Origin of the sequence: Mannheimia glucosida, assembly GCF_046267875.1 — a bacterium.
Taxonomy (GTDB): domain Bacteria; phylum Pseudomonadota; class Gammaproteobacteria; order Enterobacterales; family Pasteurellaceae; genus Mannheimia; species Mannheimia glucosida.
This window is the reverse complement of sequence record NZ_CP176502.1, coordinates 576978-596438: the sequence shown is the minus strand read 5'-3', so window position 1 is coordinate 596438 and position 19461 is coordinate 576978. Positions and strand designations below refer to the sequence as shown.

21 protein-coding genes are annotated in these 19461 nt (G+C 42.3%); 2 read left to right on the top strand and 19 right to left on the bottom strand.

Annotated elements, in window-relative coordinates:
* The first annotated feature begins 3 nt into the window (after nucleotides 1-3).
* Nucleotides 4-1131 (top strand): sugar ABC transporter permease, encoded by a 1128-nt coding sequence (locus ACJ7Z2_RS02960; RefSeq protein WP_409500739.1) that lies wholly within the window; start codon nucleotides 4-6, stop codon nucleotides 1129-1131.
* Between the two features lie 132 nt (nucleotides 1132-1263).
* Here the strand turns inward: ACJ7Z2_RS02960 and ACJ7Z2_RS02955 are convergent, their stop codons facing one another.
* The 4 genes from ACJ7Z2_RS02955 to ACJ7Z2_RS02940 all read right to left on the bottom strand — a co-directional run bounded on the left by ACJ7Z2_RS02955 (nucleotide 1264) and on the right by ACJ7Z2_RS02940 (nucleotide 6913).
* Entirely contained in the window at nucleotides 1264-3129 is a 1866-nt protein-coding gene (locus ACJ7Z2_RS02955) for an SLC13 family permease (protein ID WP_409500738.1), read from the bottom strand.
* A gap of 139 nt (nucleotides 3130-3268) precedes the next feature.
* Nucleotides 3269-3784 carry an MltR family transcriptional regulator gene (locus ACJ7Z2_RS02950; protein ID WP_409500737.1) on the bottom strand — a complete coding sequence of 172 codons (516 nt, stop codon included), beginning with the start codon at nucleotides 3782-3784 and terminating at the stop codon, nucleotides 3269-3271.
* A gap of 11 nt (nucleotides 3785-3795) precedes the next feature.
* Entirely contained in the window at nucleotides 3796-4935 is a 1140-nt protein-coding gene (locus ACJ7Z2_RS02945) for a mannitol-1-phosphate 5-dehydrogenase (protein ID WP_409500736.1), read from the bottom strand.
* Between the two features lie 115 nt (nucleotides 4936-5050).
* Complete coding sequence (locus ACJ7Z2_RS02940; RefSeq protein ID WP_409500735.1) at nucleotides 5051-6913, bottom strand: PTS mannitol transporter subunit IICBA; 1863 nt, start codon at nucleotides 6911-6913, stop codon at nucleotides 5051-5053.
* A 301-nt stretch (nucleotides 6914-7214) separates the two neighbouring features.
* Here ACJ7Z2_RS02940 and ACJ7Z2_RS02935 point away from each other — a divergent pair, with 301 nt between their 5' ends.
* Entirely contained in the window at nucleotides 7215-7766 is a 552-nt protein-coding gene (locus ACJ7Z2_RS02935) for an REP-associated tyrosine transposase (RefSeq protein ID WP_021279801.1), read from the top strand.
* Nucleotides 7767-7809: 43 nt separating this feature from the next.
* On the opposite strand, the gene ACJ7Z2_RS02930 is transcribed toward ACJ7Z2_RS02935, so the two are convergent.
* From ACJ7Z2_RS02930 to ACJ7Z2_RS02860, 15 genes are all read right to left on the bottom strand, one after another.
* Nucleotides 7810-8745, bottom strand: a complete 936-nt coding sequence (locus ACJ7Z2_RS02930) for an SIS domain-containing protein (RefSeq protein ID WP_409500734.1) — start codon at nucleotides 8743-8745, stop codon at nucleotides 7810-7812.
* Nucleotides 8746-8755: 10 nt separating this feature from the next.
* On the bottom strand, nucleotides 8756-9553 hold the full coding sequence (locus tag ACJ7Z2_RS02925) for a DNA-binding transcriptional repressor (RefSeq protein ID WP_409500733.1): 798 nt from the start codon (nucleotides 9551-9553) through the stop codon (nucleotides 8756-8758).
* 42 nt (nucleotides 9554-9595) lie between these two features.
* A complete protein-coding gene (gene hxpB / locus ACJ7Z2_RS02920; RefSeq protein WP_409500732.1) occupies nucleotides 9596-10243 on the bottom strand; it encodes a hexitol phosphatase HxpB in 648 nt (215 codons plus the stop codon).
* A gap of 62 nt (nucleotides 10244-10305) precedes the next feature.
* Nucleotides 10306-10686: a transcriptional regulator GutM gene (gene gutM / locus ACJ7Z2_RS02915; protein ID WP_126302702.1), complete on the bottom strand. Its 381-nt coding sequence runs from the start codon at nucleotides 10684-10686 to the stop codon at nucleotides 10306-10308.
* Between the two features lie 168 nt (nucleotides 10687-10854).
* Nucleotides 10855-11643 (bottom strand): sorbitol-6-phosphate dehydrogenase, encoded by a 789-nt coding sequence (gene srlD, locus ACJ7Z2_RS02910; protein ID WP_126301458.1) that lies wholly within the window; start codon nucleotides 11641-11643, stop codon nucleotides 10855-10857.
* Between the two features lie 47 nt (nucleotides 11644-11690).
* Nucleotides 11691-12056: a PTS glucitol/sorbitol transporter subunit IIA gene (srlB, locus tag ACJ7Z2_RS02905; protein ID WP_154703661.1), complete on the bottom strand. Its 366-nt coding sequence runs from the start codon at nucleotides 12054-12056 to the stop codon at nucleotides 11691-11693.
* Nucleotides 12057-12133: 77 nt separating this feature from the next.
* Nucleotides 12134-13129, bottom strand: coding sequence for a PTS glucitol/sorbitol transporter subunit IIB (locus ACJ7Z2_RS02900; protein WP_409500731.1), 996 nt, complete (start codon nucleotides 13127-13129; stop codon nucleotides 12134-12136).
* Between the two features lie 30 nt (nucleotides 13130-13159).
* Nucleotides 13160-13714, bottom strand: a complete 555-nt coding sequence (locus ACJ7Z2_RS02895; protein WP_006250840.1) for a PTS glucitol/sorbitol transporter subunit IIC — start codon at nucleotides 13712-13714, stop codon at nucleotides 13160-13162.
* 238 nt (nucleotides 13715-13952) lie between these two features.
* On the bottom strand, nucleotides 13953-14261 hold the full coding sequence (locus tag ACJ7Z2_RS02890; protein ID WP_409500730.1) for a heavy-metal-associated domain-containing protein: 309 nt from the start codon (nucleotides 14259-14261) through the stop codon (nucleotides 13953-13955).
* Nucleotide 14262: 1 nt separating this feature from the next.
* Complete coding sequence (locus ACJ7Z2_RS02885) at nucleotides 14263-14631, bottom strand: mercuric transporter MerT family protein (RefSeq protein WP_409500729.1); 369 nt, start codon at nucleotides 14629-14631, stop codon at nucleotides 14263-14265.
* Nucleotides 14606-15712, bottom strand: a complete 1107-nt coding sequence (locus ACJ7Z2_RS02880; RefSeq protein ID WP_409500728.1) for a transglutaminase-like domain-containing protein — start codon at nucleotides 15710-15712, stop codon at nucleotides 14606-14608. The genes ACJ7Z2_RS02885 and ACJ7Z2_RS02880 overlap by 26 nt, the downstream gene beginning before the upstream one ends.
* Nucleotides 15713-15883: 171 nt before the next feature.
* Complete coding sequence (locus tag ACJ7Z2_RS02875) at nucleotides 15884-16753, bottom strand: glutathione S-transferase C-terminal domain-containing protein (RefSeq protein WP_409500727.1); 870 nt, start codon at nucleotides 16751-16753, stop codon at nucleotides 15884-15886.
* 15 nt (nucleotides 16754-16768) lie between these two features.
* A complete protein-coding gene (locus ACJ7Z2_RS02870) occupies nucleotides 16769-17812 on the bottom strand; it encodes a Gfo/Idh/MocA family oxidoreductase (RefSeq protein ID WP_409500726.1) in 1044 nt (347 codons plus the stop codon).
* Between the two features lie 31 nt (nucleotides 17813-17843).
* A complete protein-coding gene (locus ACJ7Z2_RS02865) occupies nucleotides 17844-18128 on the bottom strand; it encodes a hypothetical protein (RefSeq protein WP_409500725.1) in 285 nt (94 codons plus the stop codon).
* A 220-nt stretch (nucleotides 18129-18348) separates the two neighbouring features.
* Nucleotides 18349-19347 (bottom strand): YeiH family protein, encoded by a 999-nt coding sequence (locus ACJ7Z2_RS02860; protein ID WP_409500724.1) that lies wholly within the window; start codon nucleotides 19345-19347, stop codon nucleotides 18349-18351.
* Nucleotides 19348-19461 lie beyond the last annotated feature (114 nt).

Below are 19461 nucleotides of genomic sequence, written 5' to 3'. Positions count from 1 at the left end.
CCTATGAATAAGTTAAAATCGATTAATTTACAAGTTTATATTATGCTGATTGCAATTGTTGTGATTATGAGCTTTTTCTCTATTGCAACTGACGGTGCTTATTTAAGTGCCAGAAATATCTCCAACCTGTTACGCCAAACCTCCATTACCGGTATTCTTGCCATCGGTATGGTATTTGTGATTATTTCCGCAGAAATTGATTTATCGGTTGGCTCGCTAATGGGCTTACTCGGTGGATTTGCCGCCATCAGTAATGTATGGTGGGGCTGGCCGCTCTCGTTAACTATTATAGTTACTTTAATTTTAGGCGTCATGCTGGGTGCTTGGAGCGGTTGGTGGGTAGCTTATCAAAAAGTGCCGTCTTTTATTGTTACCCTTGCCGGTATGCTGGCGTTTCGTGGTGTATTGGTCGGCTTAACCAACGGGACAACTGTTTCACCGATTAGCAATGAAATGACAACCATTGGTCAAGGTTATTTACCTGATATGGTGGGTATGATTTTAGGTACTATCGGGGTGTTTTGCTTTATTGCTTGGGGTAGCTATCAACGCAAAGCTAGACAAAAACTCAATCTTGCCGTGCCGTCTATGCCGAAAGACACGCTGAAATACGGACTGGTTGCAATTATCGTATTAGGTGCGATTTACCTACTCAATGATTACCGTGGTGTGCCATTCCCGGTTTTGGTATTAGTGGTATTAGCGATTGCAGGCACATTCTTAGCCCGTAAAACGGCTTTTGGTCGCCACGTTTATGCCATTGGCGGCAACATTGACGCCGCACGTCTCTCCGGTATTGCGGTTGAAAAAGTGAAACTTGCGATTTTTGCCTTAAACGGCTTATTAGTTGCCATTGCAGGCTTGATTTTAAGCTCACGTCTTGGAGCCGGCGCACCTTCCGCTGGGCAAAATGCCGAATTAGATGCGATTGCTGCCTGTGTCATTGGCGGAGCCAGTTTAGCAGGTGGTATCGGCACAATTTACGGCGTGGTTATTGGGGCATTTATTATCGCTTTGCTGGATAACGGAATGAGTATGCTTGATGTGCCAACTTTCTGGCAATATATCGTAAAAGGTGCAATTCTACTCCTTGCGGTTTGGGTGGATACCATCAGTAAGAAAAAAGCCTAATTGAATAACAAGCGGTCAACCTCGACTTCCAACGGGAAATAAAAATGGGGACTATGTTGCCAGACATACTCAAACAATTTTACCGTCAGCATCAGATTACAAAAAATGACCGCTTGTAATTTAGAGGAGTGTTTAGAGCGGAAATAACATCGGAATCACAAACACCGACACCAGCATCACCAGTACAGTAAACGGCACACCGACTTTGACGAAATCAATAAATTTATAGCCTGCCGGTGCTAATACCATCGTATTTACCGGTGAAGAAACCGGCGTCATAAAAGCGGCGGAGGCTGAAACAGCGACCGTCATCACAAAAGGTGCCGGTGAGTAGCCAAGTTGGTTAGCAATCGCAATGGCTATCGGCATAACCAAGATTGCGGTGGCAGTGTTGGAAATAAAAGCACTGATAATCGCTGTTACTACAAATAATACTATTAGAACAAAATGTACATCTAAGCCTTGCATTGCATCAAGTAGAAGCCTAACGGTTAAATCCACACCACCAGTTTTTTGTAAGGCAATGGAAAACGGCATCATCCCCACAATCAACACAATGCTTGGCATATGAATTGAATCATAAGCACTTTTAATGTCCACACAGCGGAACTTGCCTAACATTAAGCAGGCAATCAATGCTGCCATCACGTTTGGCACAATGCCGGTAATCATCAGCAACACCATAGTCAGCACTGAGAACAGAGCGTGCGGAGCTTGGCTTAACGCCGGTGGGGCGTTTTTACTTTCTGCCGGTGCTCTAAGCAAGAAGAAATCTCGATGATCGTCGTCCATACGGTGAATTTGTTGCCACACGCCCATCACCAATAAAATATCGCCGAATTTGAGTGGTGTATCGAGCAGTTCCTCTTGTATGATTTCATCACCACGTTTTAAGCCGACAATGCTTAAATGGTATCTTGAGCGGAATTTGAGTTCCCGAATAGTTTTACCGATACATTCTGCCTCAGGCATAACCGAAATTTCCGCCATACCCACCGAGCGATACTGTGAGGAAAAGTATTCACCTTTTAGCTCAATCGGGCGAAGTTTGAGCTGTTCACAGCGTTGTTGGTAAGTTTCATCATCGAGGGCAGTATCAAGCAGTAAAATATCTTTCGGCTGGAAAATTTCGTTTACCGAGGCACTGACGGTAATTTTTCTAAACCGCTTAGTGCGTTGAATTGCAATGATGTTTAACCCTTGCTCAATCCGTAAGTTAAGTTGCCCGATAGATTTGCCGACACAGTCTGAATCCGCTTCCACCAGCACCATTTTGGCTCGCTCTTTAAGTTGATACTCTTCAATTAACTGCGACATTGAAAATTTTTGAGCCTGGCTGTGAGTATCGCTTTGCTCACCGTTATCCAACCAGCGTCGGGCAATCAGCATATAGCCGATTCCTAACACGAGAATCATTAAGCCAATCGGGGTAAAGCTGAAGAAACTAAAGCCGGCAAAGCCTGCTTTGACTAATTCGGAATGAGCCACGAGGTTGGGTGGGGTGGCAATCAAGGTCATCATACCGCTAATGAGTCCGGCAACACTTAGTGGCATCATTAATCGACGGGGCGAAATTCCCATTCCCGAGCAAATGGCAAGCACCACTGGAATGAAAATCGCCACAATGCCGGTGGAACTCATAAAAGATCCAAGCCCGGCAATACAGAGCATTAGCAGCACCAGCACTTTGGTTTCGCTCGCTCCCGACACCCGCATCAACCAATCACTGACTTGGTTTGCCACGCCGGTTCGCACCAAACCTTCACCGACAATAAAGAGCAACGCAATCAACACCACGTTTGGGTCACTCAAGCCTGCCAATACTTCTTTGACTGATAAAATATCGGTCAGGCTAAAAAACAGCATGACAATTAGGGCAACCACGTCCATACGCAGTTTGTTTTGGATAAATTGCCAAATTGCAAAAACCAGTAACGCTATTACCCAAAATAGTTCTTGCTTGAGAAAATCCGGTACAAAAGAGAGCAACGATTGCATAACCATATCCTCCAAAATAGTTAGGGATAGATTACACCGCTTTAAGCAAAGAAAAAAGCCGATAAGATCAAAAAGAAAGGGAAAAGCAATCACGTACGGCGTGAATGCTCAGTACAAGCGGTTAATTTTGACGAAATTTTTACAACGGGCTTTCCACATTCAGTTGTTCGTCAATTTCAGTTACCGCCAAAATCAGGCTTGAACGTACCATTTTTTCCAACCGCATTTGCTGCATTTGAAACAACATTGAATCTTTATTGCCTTTTGTTGCTTTTACATTCAGCAATTCATTAATCGGCAAAAAATCAACGTGGTTTAAATCTTTGGCAAATTTCACCACCGCCGGGTGAGAAAATGCGAACTCGTCTTCTTCCTCATTCAAATGTTGTTTGACTTCAAGGAAAAGCGAGATGTCTTCAAACACTTTAGGCGAAATCACCCCCAGCCCAAGCAAGACTTTTAGGCGTACTTCAATGTCAGCCAGCGGCCCTTGATGTTCAAACAAGGAATCCACCACGGATTTTAACGCAAAGTCCGTTTTGCGAAACACTCGTTCAATCAACTGTTCAACTGCCTTAGCAAAGCGTTGATTGGCAATGCTAAGGAAACCACGCAGGGTGGTTTCCTCACTGAGTTTGTCGATGTAATCCATCATAGTGTCAAGAATTATTGATATAATTCCACCACTTGAGCAATGACCGCTTGGTCGGTTAAACCGGTGTATTTTTCCACCGCTGCCGCCACACCGTGATTTGCAATAAATTCGGCAAGTTCGACCGCTTGTGGGTCTTCCTCATTGCGATATTGCAATGCCATTACCACGCCTTTGACCAAGTTTTGATACGGCAAGCCATATTCCAACGTGCCACGCAACGGTTTGATCAAGCGGTCGTTTTCGCTGAGTTTGCGGATTGGCTCACGCCCTACACGGTTTACGTCATCGTTTAAGTACGGGTTAGCAAAACGTTTGAGGATTTTTTCGATATACGCCGAATGGGCTTGTGGGTCGAAGCCGTAACGTTTAATCAGCACTGCACCGCTCTCTTCCATCGTGGCTTTTACCTGAGCTTTGATTTCCTCAATCGCAATCGCCTCTTTAATCCATTTCACACCCGCTTGTTTGCCCAAGTAGGCACAGATTAAATGCCCGGTGTTAAGGGTGAACAGTTTACGTTCCACAAACGCCATCAGGTTATCGGTTAATTCCATTCCTTTGATGTTTGGAATGTCGCCTTTGAACTGGGTTTGATCCACAATCCACTCGCTGAACTCTTCCACCGTGACTTCCAGCGGATCCGCAGGATTCGGCTCGGCTGGTGGCACAATTCTGTCCACAGCAGAGTCCACAAACCCCACCAGTTGCTCGATTTTTTCCTGTTCGCAAGCGGTCAGATTTTCAAAAATTTTTGCTTTAAAGAATGACGTGCCACGCACCATATTTTCACAGGCGATAATATTCAGCGGTTGGGTGTTGCCACTTTCCACACGAGCGACTAACGCTTTGGCGAACAGTGGGGCAATAAAGCCAAGCACATTCGGGCCGACTGCGGTGGTGATTAAATCGGTGGTTTTCACTTGCTCAATCACGGCGTTTTCGTCTTTCGAGTTAATTGCCGCAATGTTTTTGACAATTTCCACACGGCTGTCATCGCCCACGATTTTCACGCCGTATTGCTTGTTTTGGTTGATTTGGTCGATTTGAGTTTGGTTAATATCGGCAAAAGTCACGAAAATACCGGCATCAGCAAGCAGTTTGCCGATAAAGCCACGCCCGATATTACCGGCACCAAAATGGAGTGCGTTCATAATTTGTTCTCCGAAAAAGTTCTAGATAGCGCCAGCGTCCACGCTGGTGCTTCTCTGATTTTAAAATAAAAAGTAAAAGGCACAAGCGTGGACGCTTGCGCCATCAAATATGCGATTACTTCGCCAATAACGCTAATACTTCATCAACATTGTTGGTTTGTGTTAAGGTTTTCATTGCCTGTTCATCGTCCAGTGCGTTGGTAATTGCACTTAAAATCTGAATATGATCGTTGCCTTTTGCTGCAATACCGACCACCAGTTTCGCCACGCCGTCTTCTTCATCGGTAAAGCGAACGCCGTTCGGGTATTGGCAGACTACGATACCGGTTTTCAGCACGCTGTCTTTGGCATCAGATGTACCGTGTGGCACAGCTAAGCCTTCGCCTAAGTAGGTGGAAACCATTTGCTCACGGGCGAACATTGCATCTACATAGCTTGGCTGAACAAAACCGGCTTTAACTAATTGCTCACCGGCAAAGCGGATCGCTTCTTCTTTACTGTTTGCTTGTAAACCTAAAAAGACTTGGGCAGCTTGGAGTGTTAAGCCTTCCGCTTGCGCTTCCTTTACAGAATTTTCCGCTGTTTGCACCGCTTGTTGAGGCTGGTTATTGCCTAATTTTGCCACTAAGCTGTCATAGAATGCACTGTCTAAGAAGTTAGTGAGCGATAAGTGTTGAGCCGTTGCCACACGTTGTGTTGCACGGGCGGTTAAGTCTTTGTGGGTAATCACCAGTTGTGCGTCTTGCGGTAAGTCGTTGATCGCTAAGTTTTGGACTTCAATGTTTAAGCCTGCCGCTTGCACTTTTTTGCGTAACATACTCGCACCCATCGCACTTGAACCCATACCGGCATCACACGCTACATAGATTTTGTTGATGTTACCATTTACCGCAGCCGCTGCTACGCCTTTGCTTTCTGCTTTCATCGCTTGAGTTTGTGCTTGTGCATCTTCCAATGAGGCTTCACCTTTTTGGGTTTTGAGTAAGATTGACGCAATCGCAAAAGTCACGGCACAAGAAAGAATCACGGAGGCAATCACAGCAAAGTGAGCACCCGGTGCAGTCATCGCAAGAATAGCGAAAATTGAACCCGGAGAAGCTGGTGCGATTAAACCGCCACCTAATAATGAGTTGGTTAAAACACCGGTTGCACCGCCTGCAATCACGGCAAGAATTAAGCGTGGGCTCATTAACACATACGGGAAGTAGATTTCGTGAATACCGCCTAAGAAGTGAATGATTGATGCACTACCTGCGGTTTGTTTTGCGGTGCCACGACCAAAGAACATATAGGCAAGCAAGATACCAAAGCCCGGGCCCGGGTTCGCTTCAATTAAGAACAGAATAGATTTGCCCACTTCTTGTGCTTGTGCTGTACCAAGTGGCGTGAATACACCGTGGTTGATGGCGTTGTTTAAGAACAGGATTTTCGCCGGCTCAACAATAATTGAAGTTAATGGCAGAAGACCTGCTTCAACTAATGCTCCTACGCCTGCACCTAATGCCGCAGAAATTTGGGTGACGATACCGCCGATGAAAGCAAATGAAAGCATTGCCAAAATCATACCGATGATCCCGACCGAGAAGTTGTTTACCAACATCTCAAAACCGCTTTTTACTTTGCCGTCAATCGCTTTATCGAACGTTTTGATCGCCCAGCCGCCAAGTGGGCCGACAATCATCGCACCTAAGAACATCGGGATTTCAGAACCCACGATGATACCCATTGTGGTAATTGCCCCCACAACTGCACCACGCTCGCCACCGACTAATTTACCACCGCTGTAACCGATTAACAGAGGCAGCAAGTAAGTAATCATCGGGCCGACCAGCTTGGCAAAAGTTTCGTTCGGTAACCAACCGGTTGGAATAAACAGGGCGGTGATAAAGCCCCACGCAATAAAGGCTCCGATATTCGGCATCACCATATTTGATAAGAAACGCCCAAAACCTTGGACTTTCACTTTTAAATTAGACATAGAAACCTCAAAAAAGGAGAGAAAATTAGGGTTGAAAAAATCGTGCTTAAATTAGCACCACTTTCAAAAGTTACAAAAATGTTTCTCTCAAAAATGTGAAGTAGATCACATTAATTTTTTTGGGGTAGATTTGAAAATGTGATCTAGTTCACATTTTTGAAGTAAAGATGGCACAAGCGTCCTCGCTTGTGCCAAGCATAATTCTATTTTTGCGATCTACATCGAAAAAATAAAATGAATTGCTAACCCTAACTGTTCACCTATATTACTATCAGCATAAACTGCACTTTAGAGGTTCATAATGAGTAGAAAATATAAGTTTTATGAGAAGAGCGGAGCCTATTTTGTTAGTTTTGCAACAGTTTATTGGATTGATCTATTTATTCGAGAAGATTATTTTCAAACCATTATCCAATCATTGAATTATTGTCGAAAACAAAAAGGGATGATTTTATATGGCTACTGCATCATGCCAAGCCATATTCATTTATTATTTCAAGCAAAAGACCAAAACCCGTCAGATTTAATAAGAGATTTTAAAACATTTACATCTAAAATGTTGATTCAGCAAATTAAAACAAATCCCCAAGAAAGTAGAAAAGAATGGTTATTATGGATGTTTACTCGGGCAGCTAAACAACGAAATAATGTCAAGCAATACCAACTTTGGCAACATCATAACCAACCGATAACAATCTATTCTCAGAAATTTTTTGATGAAAAGCTAAACTATATTCACAACAACCCTATCGTAAGCGGTTTTGTATGCGAGGCATTTGAATGGAAATATAGCAGTGCAAGAAATTATGCTAACAACTTACCTGTTTTATTAGATATTGATATATGTCAGTGAACGGCACAAGCGTGGACGCTTGCACCATCGTTAAATCTACAAACTAGCTAGAAAACTCCATCAATCCCGTTACTTTGCCTTCATCATTCACTGCAATTAAGGAGTGAATTTTCAGCTCTTTCATTAAATCTTCGGCTTTGGCTAAAAATTCGGTATCGTTAATGGTTTTCGGGTTGCGAGTCATAATTTCTTGAGCGGTTTTATTCAGGCTATCTGCCCCGAATTGTGCCAGTGTGCGGCGAATATCACCATCGGTAATAATGCCTTCCAATTTATCGTCTTGCATAATTACCGCCACCCCCATACGTCCCTCATTCATTACAGATAAACATTCGGTAAAGGTGGTGTCTAAACCGGCGATTGGCACTTTACGCACCATCACATCTCGCACTCTGTTCAATAATTTACGACCAAGACTGCCACCGGGGTGGAAGCGGGCAAAATCTTCAGGGCGGAAATCCCGAGCTTTCATTAAGGCGATTGCCAACGCATCACCTAAAGCCATCGTGACCAAAGTAGAGCTGGTTGGGGCGAGGTTATTCAGGCAAGCCTCACGCTCTACCCCGATATTTAAAATCACATCGGCATTTCGCCCGAGTGTAGAATAGGGGTTGCCGGTCATTGCAATAATTTTATTGCCGAAATTTTTCAGGCTTGGGATCAGTTTATTCACATCATCGGTTTCACCGCTGTTCGAAATCAGAATCACCATATCAATCGGTTTCAACATTCCCAAATCGCCGTGAAAAGCCTCTGTCGGGTGTAAGAAAAAACTTGGCGTACCGGTGGAAGCTAAAGTTGCCACCATTTTTTTGCCGACCAACCCCGATTTTCCAATACCGCCAACAACCACTCGCCCTTGACAGGCGAGTATCATATTTACCACCTCATTAAATTCTTCAGAAAGTCGATGGTTTAGCGTGATAATCTGCTGAGCATAGAGGTTTAACGTTTCTTTTGCACTCTCTAAATGGTTCATTTTCCAGTCCTTATACGATTAACAGTTCGATACCTTTTTCTCGAATTTGCTCTCTCATTTCTAATGATAAGCCTTCATCGGTAATAATGGTATGGATTTTTTCTAACCCACACACAATATTCGGGCTTTTCCGCCCAAATTTACTGGAATCAGCCAACACCACGATTTTTTTCGCCGCATCACACATCAGTGAGCTGACTTTATAGACTTCATTAAAGGTAGTTAGCCCTACTTCCAAATCAAAACCGTCCGTGCCGATAAAAAGTAGATCGAAAGTTGAGCCGATAAACGCAGACTCTGCAAAATAGCCGTGGAAAGAGGCGGATTTTTCGCGGAAAGTACCACCGGAAATCAATAAATTATAAGATTTATTTAACGCTAAAATTGCATTAAAGATGGTTAGGCTGTTTGTCATCAAAGAAAGATTATCAAACGGCTTTAGGTGAGGGATCATTTGTAGTACGGTACTTCCGGCATCAAAAATTACCGAATTACCTTCGCTGATAAGCTCGGCTGCTTTTTGCCCGATAGCTTGCTTTTGTTGAAGATTAATGCCGGTTTTCTGGGCAAGCGGTTTATCGTCTTTGTCCTCTTTATTGATTTTCTCTTCCCGTTCAAGAATTTCTTCATCAATTAAGACCACGCTGCCATAAGTACGCAAGACTTTCTTATCTTCTTCGAGTGAGGTTAAATCTTTACGAATGGTTGCGCCGGTTAGCTTAAAATAGTCTGCCAGCACGTCCACTTCGGTTCTACCGTGCTGAGCTAAGTAGGCTAAAATTTGCTGTCTTCTTTCAAAAGGTTTCATTGTTCCTCCAATTTAGCAAAGATTGGAGCGAGCTAATCTGTGCTAATGCTGTTTTAATTTTTCAATAACATCTAGTAGCGATGCCATTCTTTTATCGGCAATTGAAAATTTTTCATTTTGATAATTGGTATTCACCAAAAACGTAGTTAAATTAGCGGCTTTGGCGGCAATTAAGCCGGTTACACTGTCTTCAATAACGATACATTCTTGTTTTTCAATACCTAATTTTTTCACGGCACTCAAATAGACCGCAGGGTGTGGCTTACCGTATTCTTCATCCATTGCACTACATTGAATCGGGAAATAATCCCACAGTTTTAAGCGATCAAACACCGCTTTAATCACCACCGGCGGCGATGAGGTAGCCACTGCCAACTTGATATGATTAGATTTTAAGAAATCCAATAATTCATATAAACCCGTTAATGCTTTGCCGTGTTGCTCGATTGCAGCACAGCCGTGTGCCAAAATGGCTTCACTTAATGCTTGGTTGGAAACAGATAACTGAAATTTTTTAATCCAAGTGTCGCTCAACTCATCAATCCGCTTACCTCTGGTGAGTTGTTCGCAATCTTGCTCGGTTATATTAATACCTAAATCGGCTAATACCGCAATTTGAGCCTCTGCCCATTGGGGTTCTGAATCAATCATTACCCCATCCATATCAAAGATGACACTATTGATCTGCATATTTATTCTCCATTATCTCATTTTTAGCTAAAAAAATATTCAAAATGAAATAAAAAATCGCATTATTTTTGATCTGAGCAACTATATCCGGAAGATATCGCCACTTTTAAGGCAAATTGTGAACGTTTATCGGTTGGAAAGATTTTTTCCGGCACAATTTGATCAAGAGACAAACCAATCACAGACGCTAATTTCTGCGGTCTGGCAAAGACGGAAAATCCTTTCATACAAAGGCTATCTACCACTTTTTTCTCATCATCAAACGCCAATACAATAACCGATTTTGGGTTAAAGCGACCACTATTACGCCCAACTGTTACTTTGCCTTTCTTGCTGATTTCCATAAAGGCTTGGTTAAAGGCTTTAATTTGAAGCCACCCCAAAACGGCTTGTAACAGCCACATTATCATTGCCAATATAATCAGAAGTGTAATTGAATCCATCATTGCTCCTTAATAAAAGGCCACAGAGCCTAAACGTATCTGCGATTTCAAAACAATACGCTTTCCCCTGTGGCATATCAACCGGTGTGGCGAATTAACAAGCGGTTTATTTTAGTCATTTTTTGCAAATTGTTGTAAAAAAATCGACAAATTTGACCGCTTGTTTGCTTAGAACATTACCTGACCACCGGTAATATTAATAGACTGTCCTGTGCAATAAGCTGCCTCTTCGCTGGCATAGAATTTTAAGACATTCAGCACATCTTGATAATCACAACCACGTTTTAAAGGCACTTTATCAATATAAACTTGCTCTACTTCGCTTTCCGGAATGCCGAGTTTTGCCGCATATTGCGGAATTAACGATTGGAACATCGGTGATTTCAATAAATTGCCTAACATTAATGAATGCACGGTAATGCCTTTATCTGCCAAGTCTAATGCTAACGATTGTGTTAAACCTACACCACCAAATTTCGCTGCACTATAACCGGAATTGTACTTACTCCCCACTTTACCTGATTTAGAATTAATTTGAATGATACGCCCTTTAATACCGTCACGAATCATTAAGCGGGAGAAGTGTTTTGCGGTTAAGAAATAACCGGTTAAATTCACTTTTACCGACAAATCAAAATCGTTTAAGTTGAAATCCCAAATAGGCGATGCTTTCGCTGTGCCTGCACTGTAAACCAATACATCGGCACGCCCGAATGCTGTATCTGTTGCTTTAGCTAGTGCTTCAACGCTTGGTTCATCAGCCGCATCGACTTGCACTCCAATCGCATTTCCTTCACCTTGTTTGGCATTAATATCGGCTGCCACTTTTTGTGCATTTTCGCCGTTTAAGTCAGCAACCACCACTCGATAACCGGCATCTGCCAAGCCTTCAGATAAAAAAGCTCCAAGTGTTTGACCGCCGCCAACAACGATAGCGACTTTTTTTTCATTGTTCATAATGTATTCCTCTTAATTTTCAATTTGAAATAATGTTTCAGCGATGATTAATCACGTTTAATGATTAAGGTGGAGTTTTCCGTTAATGTTTTTGGTGGTGTACCGACAACGTGTACGCTCCCCGGAAACTCCGCATCATTTGCCCCGTCAAAACGGAAGGTAATGTGTCCGAGGGCAGATAAGTTTTCAGATGCAACGCTACCAACTGCCGTAATCGGATAAGCTACGCCATCAAATTCAGCAATATCGCCTACTTGTAAAGGGCTACTTAATTCAGATGGATTATGAATGAAGCAGTAATCTTCTAAATCTGCCGGTGCGCCTTGTTTAAAAGTGATTAACATATTGTCTGCTAATGATTCCTGAGCGAAATTCCCGATTTTGGTAAAGGTCGTTTGATAAATAATCGTCATATAAATGTTCTCTCGTTTTGACAAGCGGTGCATTTTGCAAAAAATTTTTCAAATTCCACCGCTTGTATCGTGGTTAATTATTGGTAGATGAATGCGGAAACTGCCCACGCAATCAGCACGGTTGGTGCACCGGTTAAGAAACGGCTGACTAACACTGACGGCACACCCACTCGTACGGTATCTTGTTTTGCTTCCGCCATTGAAAGCCCCACAGGAATAAAATCACAAGCGGCTTGAGCATTAATAGCAAAGAGTGCCGGCAGTGCTAAATGTGGCGGAATATTGCCTAAACCGATTTGCGTACCGACTAACACGCCGATAACTTGTGCAATCACGGCTCCCGGCCCTAAGAATGGCGAAAGGAGAGGGAAGGAACAAATCAACGCCAGTGTAACTAAACCTATTGGGCTATTTGCCAGAGGGGTTAAGCCGTGGGCAATTACATCACCTAAGCCTGACGCAATAATGATCCCGATTAACGCAGAAACAAATGCCATAAACGGTAAAATGGTTTTAAGCACCGTATCAATAGTGTCTCGTCCGGCTTGGAAGAATAACGCCGCCACCGACCCCATTCCCATACCGATTTTTGCTAATAAGCCATCACTTTGTTCGGTGATTTTTTTACTGGAGTCATACTCTTTTGCTGGCGTTGATGAAGCTGACTTTGCTTGCTCTGTCGCCACAGGCACACTTCCATCGGCATCAATTAAGCGAATATTGTTTTCTTTCACCGCTGAAACATAAATATCTTCCACAATAAATTCCGCTAAAGGGCCGGATTTACCGGTGGCGTGAATGTTAATGGTTGGAATACGGCGTTTTGGATAAAGTCCGCAGCGTAATACCCCACCGCAGTCAATAATCGCAATCCCGATTTCTTCTGCCGGCGGTTCGCCCTCTTTAAAACCATCAACCGCTTCCCAGCCGGTTAATTCCACCAATTTATTAACAATCGCAGGGCGAGTGCCGCCGGTCATATAAAGCACTTTTTTGCCTTCCACAACAGGTAATGTTAATGGACCGCCCCAACCACCGTTGCCTTTTTCAATGTAAATCGCTTTGTTGCTCATAATCTATTCCTCTGTATTTCAGTTACTTGATTAGTGGGATAAATGTACTTCTCTATCTAAGGTGATCCCCATTCGTTTTTCAAAGAATGCGGTGGTAAAGTCTGTAATCCAGCCACGGAAGAAATTGGTAAACATACCGACTAATAAATAACTGATGGCTAAAGGCCCAAGTGGTAAGCCTAAGGTGGTTAAACCGCTGGCAATGCCTAAATAAACGAATAATTCACCCGGGTTGATGTGAGGGAATAAGCCGTTCATAGAGTGGCAACTATAAGAGGCTGCGGCGTAGTAGCTTGGTTTGTAACGCTCCGGTAAGAAACGTCCTAAGCTTAATGTCATCGGGTTACAGAAAACGAAAGTGCCAATCACCGGTAAGATCAAATAACGTGAAATAGGGTTTCCGGCACTACGTTGAGCAAGTCGTTCAATCCGATCTTGCCCTACAAATTTAATCAGGGCATTCATTACAACCAATAATGAAATTAAGAGTGGCAAAATACCGTTTATCATACCGACTAGGGTTTCACCGCCTTTTTGGAACAGACCGATAAACCATTCTGCTCCGTGTGTAATTGCTTCAATCATACCGATCTCCATTTTTTCAAAACAAAATATTTTTCTTTCATCTCTGTTATGAGATGTGCAAATAGTAAATTATTTTTATTTTAAAAACTGTGACAGCGATCACAAAATGATAAATAACTTTCAAAATAAATTATTTTTTCATTTTAAATCAAAAACAAAAGTGAAGTTTGAATATTAGATGGGGAAAAAAGGAAGGCTAAATTAAAAAAGCTCAAACAACAATGTTTGAGCTTTGGTTTTATTCAATGACTTTTGCAGTATATTTGAGGTTTCCGACCGCTTGTATCAGGGCTTGGTTATCCACACTTTCTTTTGCCACCACAGTCGCTTTTCGCTCTTTCATTGAGGCTTTGGTGGAAATCACACCTTCTACTGCTCGTAGTTCTTTATTGACTAAATAAACGCAGAGCTGGCAGTACATTTCCGGAATATGGAGGACGACGGTTTTCTCTGCTTGTTTCGTTTCAATTTGAGCTGTTTTTTCTTGTGCGCAGCTTGAATGAACCAAACCAAAAGCCAACAGCATCGTTGCGATATATTTTTTCATTTTATTCTCCGCCCCACATTTCCAAAATGTAAGGCAACACATAAGGGTAAGTTAAAAAGAAGATCACCACCACAAATACTACCCAATACAAAATGACCAGGGTTCTGCGGGAGAAGTATTTGGTGCAGATGATTTTATTGGAAAAATTCAGCAACCAGAAGCCATAGCCAAACGCAGCGAGCGAAATCAGCAACATCGGCAGTTGTAGAAACTCCAGTTGGTTTAGCTCCATCAACCAAGGGGAAGAGATGCCAAACACTAAATAAACCAGTGGCCCAATACAACAGAATGTGGAGGTCACCGCCGTAACCACAGCGGTGATGCACATTGTGATGAATTTATTGTTATAACTCTTTAGAGATGAATTCATAGCCAAATTCTTTCGCCTCAAACGAGTTTAACGGATCACCACCTACCTCAGCATAAGGGTAGCCAAAATTATTCAGTGGTGTAAGTTCCGGTTGTGGATATAAATCGAAATCACGTCCGTGATTGAAGCCCACCCAGTTCATTTCCCAGTTGCCGAATAAGTATTTCGAGACCGTTTGAACATCAGCATCAGCAACGTCTTTTTTCTCGGCTAAACGCATTTTCGCCACATCGGCAGAATCCACCGGCACCCAACCGAAGCCGGCTAAATAGAACTCCGCACGGCAATGTTGCCCGGTGTTCTCATTCGCAATCCCTTCTTTTGAACTGCCAAACGCCGTTTTGGAATATTGCCCCATTTTGTGAGCTTGCCCTAAACGAATACCAAATACTTCACGAGCGGGAATATCAGAGGCTCTGGCAAGTGCCACAAACACCGAGTTGATGTCGGTACATTTTCCTTTTAGCACTTTGGTGGTGAGAATTTTCTCCACATCGCCATCACCGCAGCCTAATACCGAATTATCACGCTCCATATTGTCCACAATCCATTTGTGAATCAGCTCTGCTTTTTTGAGTGGATTTGTTTCATTGCCCACGATTTTATCGGCATATTCTTTCACAATGCCGTCTGTTTTGATGTGTGGCGTGGCTTTTAAATATTCCTGTACATCAACAGAATAAGTGATTTTCTCCGGCATTTGGTAATTGTTTAACGCCCCTTGTGCCATCGGCTCACGGTCTCGTGTTTCAATCACTAACGTCACTTTCATATCCCGTTTTGGAGCATCTTCGTCCCAAGTGGCAAACAAGGTTTTTGCACCGTAAGCATTATTTTCTGTGATATAGGCGTTTTTATAACTTCCCTCAAACTCAATTGATTTCACCGTTTGATAATCGGTATCAGACGGCAACGGAATCCATAAATTAGTGGTTCCGGACGAGCCTTTTGGCACAACCAAATCGTAAGATTGGGTAAATTCGTAAGTGTGGGTAGTGGTATGGAAATTGTTTTGTTGAACAGGTGCAGCAAAAGCTGTGGCACAGCTTGAAGCCACCAAAGAGGCAATAAGTTTATTCATTTGAAATGATCCTTATTAGAGTGAAAAAACAGTTAAAACTTAACATATTAAGTATTCTAACTACGGATAGGCTCGCATAGTAGCGAATAAAAAATGGAAAAGCAATGGGGAGAAAAAATAAAACAAGCGGTCAGATTTGCAACTTTTTTTTGCAAATTCGACCGCTTGCGATTATTGCCACTCAAGCTTAGCGAGTTTTGGCACGACTCTTGAAGGGTTTAATTGTGGAAAACTGTAGAAATAATTAGTGTGGGTGTAAGCTACGTCCACAGTTTCTCTTATGCTTTCAATACGGTATAAATCCAACATATAGCGATATAAATTCGAAAAATCCGAAAGCGGTTTGGCACTGCACTTAAACAAGGTGGAATAAACTGCTTCAAACCGAATCAAGGTTGGGAACAAGAAGAAATCCGATAATCTGATTTCTTCACCGAAAAGGTAGCGGTTGTTTGCCAATCGGCTGTCTAATTCGGCGAAATCGTTGAACAATTCTGCCACCAGCTTATCATAGTTGGCTTGTTCGGTTGCATAGCCGACACGGTAAATTTTGCCGTTGATATGATCGCTAATCCATTGATTCAGCTCAATAATCTCCATCCTTTCGTCAAGCGGCACCAGTTCGTACTTATTGGTTGCCAACGCATTCCAATTTTCAGCTAAATCTAAGGCTAAATCAAAGGAAGTATTGCTGGCGATTTGCTGAGCTTGTTTATCCCATAACACCGGCACAGTGGCTCTGCCGGAAAAATCCGCTTGGTGTTTTAAATAGATGTCGTACAGATTTTGCACTCCAAACAGCGGGTCTGGGAAATTTTCATCAAACGCCCAAGGGTCAAATTTATAGGGCGAAACGCTAGACACTGAGATTCCCGTTAAACCTAAATATTTCACCACCAAATTAGCTCGGTGAGCATAAGGGCAAGCTAAGGAAATATAGAGATGATAACGCCCATTTTCAGGGGTGATTTGAGTGGGAATGGTATCAATGTTATCTAATTTATCATCGGCTACCCACACGCCGTTCTTCAATACTGACATATTCTCTCCCAATGGTTAAAGTTGAATTTTACTCCCTGATTTTGCACTTTCAAACACGTTCTCAATCACGCTTAGCACAAAAATTACTTCATCTAATTTTATGATTGGCTCTGCATTGTGGGCGATGGCTTGGTATAAATCATCGACCAAATTTTGATAGCTTGCCACGCTGTTAGGGTAAGGCTGGCGCACCACATTGCCTTCCAGTTCGGTGTGTAAAATTCCCCAAGCCTCTTGTGGCTCGGCATTCCACGATTCACCCACAGGCTGAACTCCATTTTTTAGCAACTCTTCCTGATTATCGGCATTCTGCTTCACATAAGAGCCTAGCTTGCCGTGCAACACAAAAGTCGGGCTGGGCTCACGGGCATACTTACTTGCTTTTAAGACTATTTTAAAGCCGTTGGCATAATAAAGTTGGATATCAAAATTATCATCAACTAAAGCACCGTCGTGCTGGTAACGTACGTCCGCATACACCGCCTGTGGCTTGCCGAATAAATAAACTGCTTGATCAATTAAATGCACGCCTAAATCATATACCAAGCCGGTGCCTCTATCGCCGGCTTCCTTCCAAACTTTCGAGTTTTTGGTTTTGGCATAACGGTCAAAGCGGATTTCCGCATCCACAATCTCGCCTAATAGCCCTTGCTCAATAATACTTTTTGCCGTAGCGATATGGCTATCCCAACGACGGTTTTGATACACATAAAGCACCTTGCCTTGTTGCTTAGCAAGGGCAGCCAACTCTTGAGCTTCTACTACACTTGCAACCAACGGTTTTTCTACCAGCACGTGTTTATCAGCTAATAATGCCTCTTTCACCATCTGATAATGAGTTTGGTTCGGCGTGGTAATCAGCACTAAATCAATTTCAGGCGTTAAAAGAGCGTGGAAATCTCGCACCGTTTCCGCATTCGGCAACCATTCTGCCGCATTGTTAGAAGTACGCTCATACACCTTTACAATATTGAAACGTGAATCTTGCTTAAAAAACGGAATATGGAAAACTTTGCTGGAAAAGCCGGCACCGGCGATGGCGATGTTGATGGGTTGCATAATAACTCCTTAAATCAAAAGCTTTATATACCTAATCATAGGTTTTACAAACAATATCCTTTTCTTCACAAAACATTGCATTGTGATTTTCTTGGCATTTTTTCTGTATACTGAGTTTCGCTATCCCTCTATTTGTATGCTCACTACGATATTCTTTGGTGAATGGTTTTAAGGTACAAACATAAACAGAACCAACATGGCTCTGCGCTGAGGTATCCACAAAAATAGGAATAGGTACACCAACTTGCCCTGTAGTACCAACAGGCACAATACAACCTGTTAATAATAAACAAAAACTAAGTAATAAAACACGCATATTGTCTCCTTTATAAAAATGAAATAGCCATAATAAAGACAATTTCTGGTAATGGAAGTTTAATGTAGCAATAAATCCAAGGCTTCAATAATCGTCTGGAAATAGCGATCTCCAACAAATACATCAACCCAATAAACGGTTGCAAAACTCACAATATAAGCGCCATTAGGGAACTCTAATACTATCTGGAAATGCGCTTTCGCTACCCACATTTAACTTGTTAGCCAAACAGCCATTGCATGGCATAATTTACGAAAAAGCCGCCAATCACTAACCAAATAAAGATCAAAAAGCCAAGGAATAACGGTGCTAATCCGGCATTTTTTAGCGTTGAAAGTTGCGTTGTTACCCCCATTGCTGCCATTGCCATCATTAACAAAATTGCCGAAATCTGGCTAAGCCATACCACTATTTCAGGAACTATCCAACCAGTAGAGTTAATCAATGCCATCACAATAAATAAAATAGCAAACCAAGGCATCATAAAAGGACGAGAGGCTTGTTGGTCACGCTGCAAATAAAAGGAGAGAAAAATTAGAAAAGGAGCAAGCATAATTACACGAACCATCTTGCTAATTACTGCCACATCCGCTAACCCTGAACTTAACATGTTGCCTGCACTATAAACTTGAGCGACCTCATGAACAGACGAGCCAATATAAATCCCGAATTGGTTGTCGCTTAAACCCCATGACAATTGATATAACGCAGGATATAAAAACATCGCAATAGAGCCAAAAATCACAATTAATGCAATCGCAACCGAAACTTTATGTGAATCTGCCTTCACGACGGATTGCGCACCTAAAATAGCCGCTGCTCCACAAATACTACAACCAGTAGCAGTAAGATAAACAAGCTGCTTATCCAACTTCAACCAATAAATGCCAATAATGCAAGTGATAATAAAAGTGCTTACTAGCATTATTACATCAGTTGCAATTGCATTGAGTCCAACCAATTGAATATCTTGCAAGGTTAAATTAAATCCATAAAGAATAATACCGGCACGTAGTATCATACCTTTGGCAAAATTCACGCCTGCGGCTGCCTGCCTTTCTATTCGCTTATAGCCAAGATTCCCCACTATAAAACCCAATAAGATCGCCAGCACTAAGGCACTTAGGTGTAAGTGCTGTGCAAATGTAGTTAAAGAAATCCATTTGGAAATTAAAGTAATTAGGCTAACAAGCATTAAACCAGCTAGATATTTTTTCATCGCGACTCCTTACAAGATAATTTTCCACCCTGATTTTGCATATAATTTCCGGTTTGCTTCATACAAGAAAGCTCTAACCCTACTTAACAGCAGAATATGAAAAACTTTGCAGAA

Coding starts and splice junctions, on each gene's coding strand:
- ACJ7Z2_RS02960 (WP_409500739.1), top strand. CDS start 4: ATGAATAAGTTAAAATCGATTAATTTACAAGTTTATATTATGCTGATT.
- ACJ7Z2_RS02955 (WP_409500738.1), bottom strand. CDS start 3,129: ATGCAATCGTTGCTCTCTTTTGTACCGGATTTTCTCAAGCAAGAACTA.
- ACJ7Z2_RS02950 (WP_409500737.1), bottom strand. CDS start 3,784: ATGATGGATTACATCGACAAACTCAGTGAGGAAACCACCCTGCGTGGT.
- ACJ7Z2_RS02945 (WP_409500736.1), bottom strand. CDS start 4,935: ATGAACGCACTCCATTTTGGTGCCGGTAATATCGGGCGTGGCTTTATC.
- ACJ7Z2_RS02940 (WP_409500735.1), bottom strand. CDS start 6,913: ATGTCTAATTTAAAAGTGAAAGTCCAAGGTTTTGGGCGTTTCTTATCA.
- ACJ7Z2_RS02935 (WP_021279801.1), top strand. CDS start 7,215: ATGAGTAGAAAATATAAGTTTTATGAGAAGAGCGGAGCCTATTTTGTT.
- ACJ7Z2_RS02930 (WP_409500734.1), bottom strand. CDS start 8,745: ATGAACCATTTAGAGAGTGCAAAAGAAACGTTAAACCTCTATGCTCAG.
- ACJ7Z2_RS02925 (WP_409500733.1), bottom strand. CDS start 9,553: ATGAAACCTTTTGAAAGAAGACAGCAAATTTTAGCCTACTTAGCTCAG.
- hxpB (WP_409500732.1), bottom strand. CDS start 10,243: ATGCAGATCAATAGTGTCATCTTTGATATGGATGGGGTAATGATTGAT.
- gutM (WP_126302702.1), bottom strand. CDS start 10,686: ATGGATTCAATTACACTTCTGATTATATTGGCAATGATAATGTGGCTG.
- srlD (WP_126301458.1), bottom strand. CDS start 11,643: ATGAACAATGAAAAAAAAGTCGCTATCGTTGTTGGCGGCGGTCAAACA.
- srlB (WP_154703661.1), bottom strand. CDS start 12,056: ATGACGATTATTTATCAAACGACCTTTACCAAAATCGGGAATTTCGCT.
- ACJ7Z2_RS02900 (WP_409500731.1), bottom strand. CDS start 13,129: ATGAGCAACAAAGCGATTTACATTGAAAAAGGCAACGGTGGTTGGGGC.
- ACJ7Z2_RS02895 (WP_006250840.1), bottom strand. CDS start 13,714: ATGATTGAAGCAATTACACACGGAGCAGAATGGTTTATCGGTCTGTTC.
- ACJ7Z2_RS02890 (WP_409500730.1), bottom strand. CDS start 14,261: ATGAAAAAATATATCGCAACGATGCTGTTGGCTTTTGGTTTGGTTCAT.
- ACJ7Z2_RS02885 (WP_409500729.1), bottom strand. CDS start 14,631: ATGAATTCATCTCTAAAGAGTTATAACAATAAATTCATCACAATGTGC.
- ACJ7Z2_RS02880 (WP_409500728.1), bottom strand. CDS start 15,712: ATGAATAAACTTATTGCCTCTTTGGTGGCTTCAAGCTGTGCCACAGCT.
- ACJ7Z2_RS02875 (WP_409500727.1), bottom strand. CDS start 16,753: ATGTCAGTATTGAAGAACGGCGTGTGGGTAGCCGATGATAAATTAGAT.
- ACJ7Z2_RS02870 (WP_409500726.1), bottom strand. CDS start 17,812: ATGCAACCCATCAACATCGCCATCGCCGGTGCCGGCTTTTCCAGCAAA.
- ACJ7Z2_RS02865 (WP_409500725.1), bottom strand. CDS start 18,128: ATGCGTGTTTTATTACTTAGTTTTTGTTTATTATTAACAGGTTGTATT.
- ACJ7Z2_RS02860 (WP_409500724.1), bottom strand. CDS start 19,347: ATGAAAAAATATCTAGCTGGTTTAATGCTTGTTAGCCTAATTACTTTA.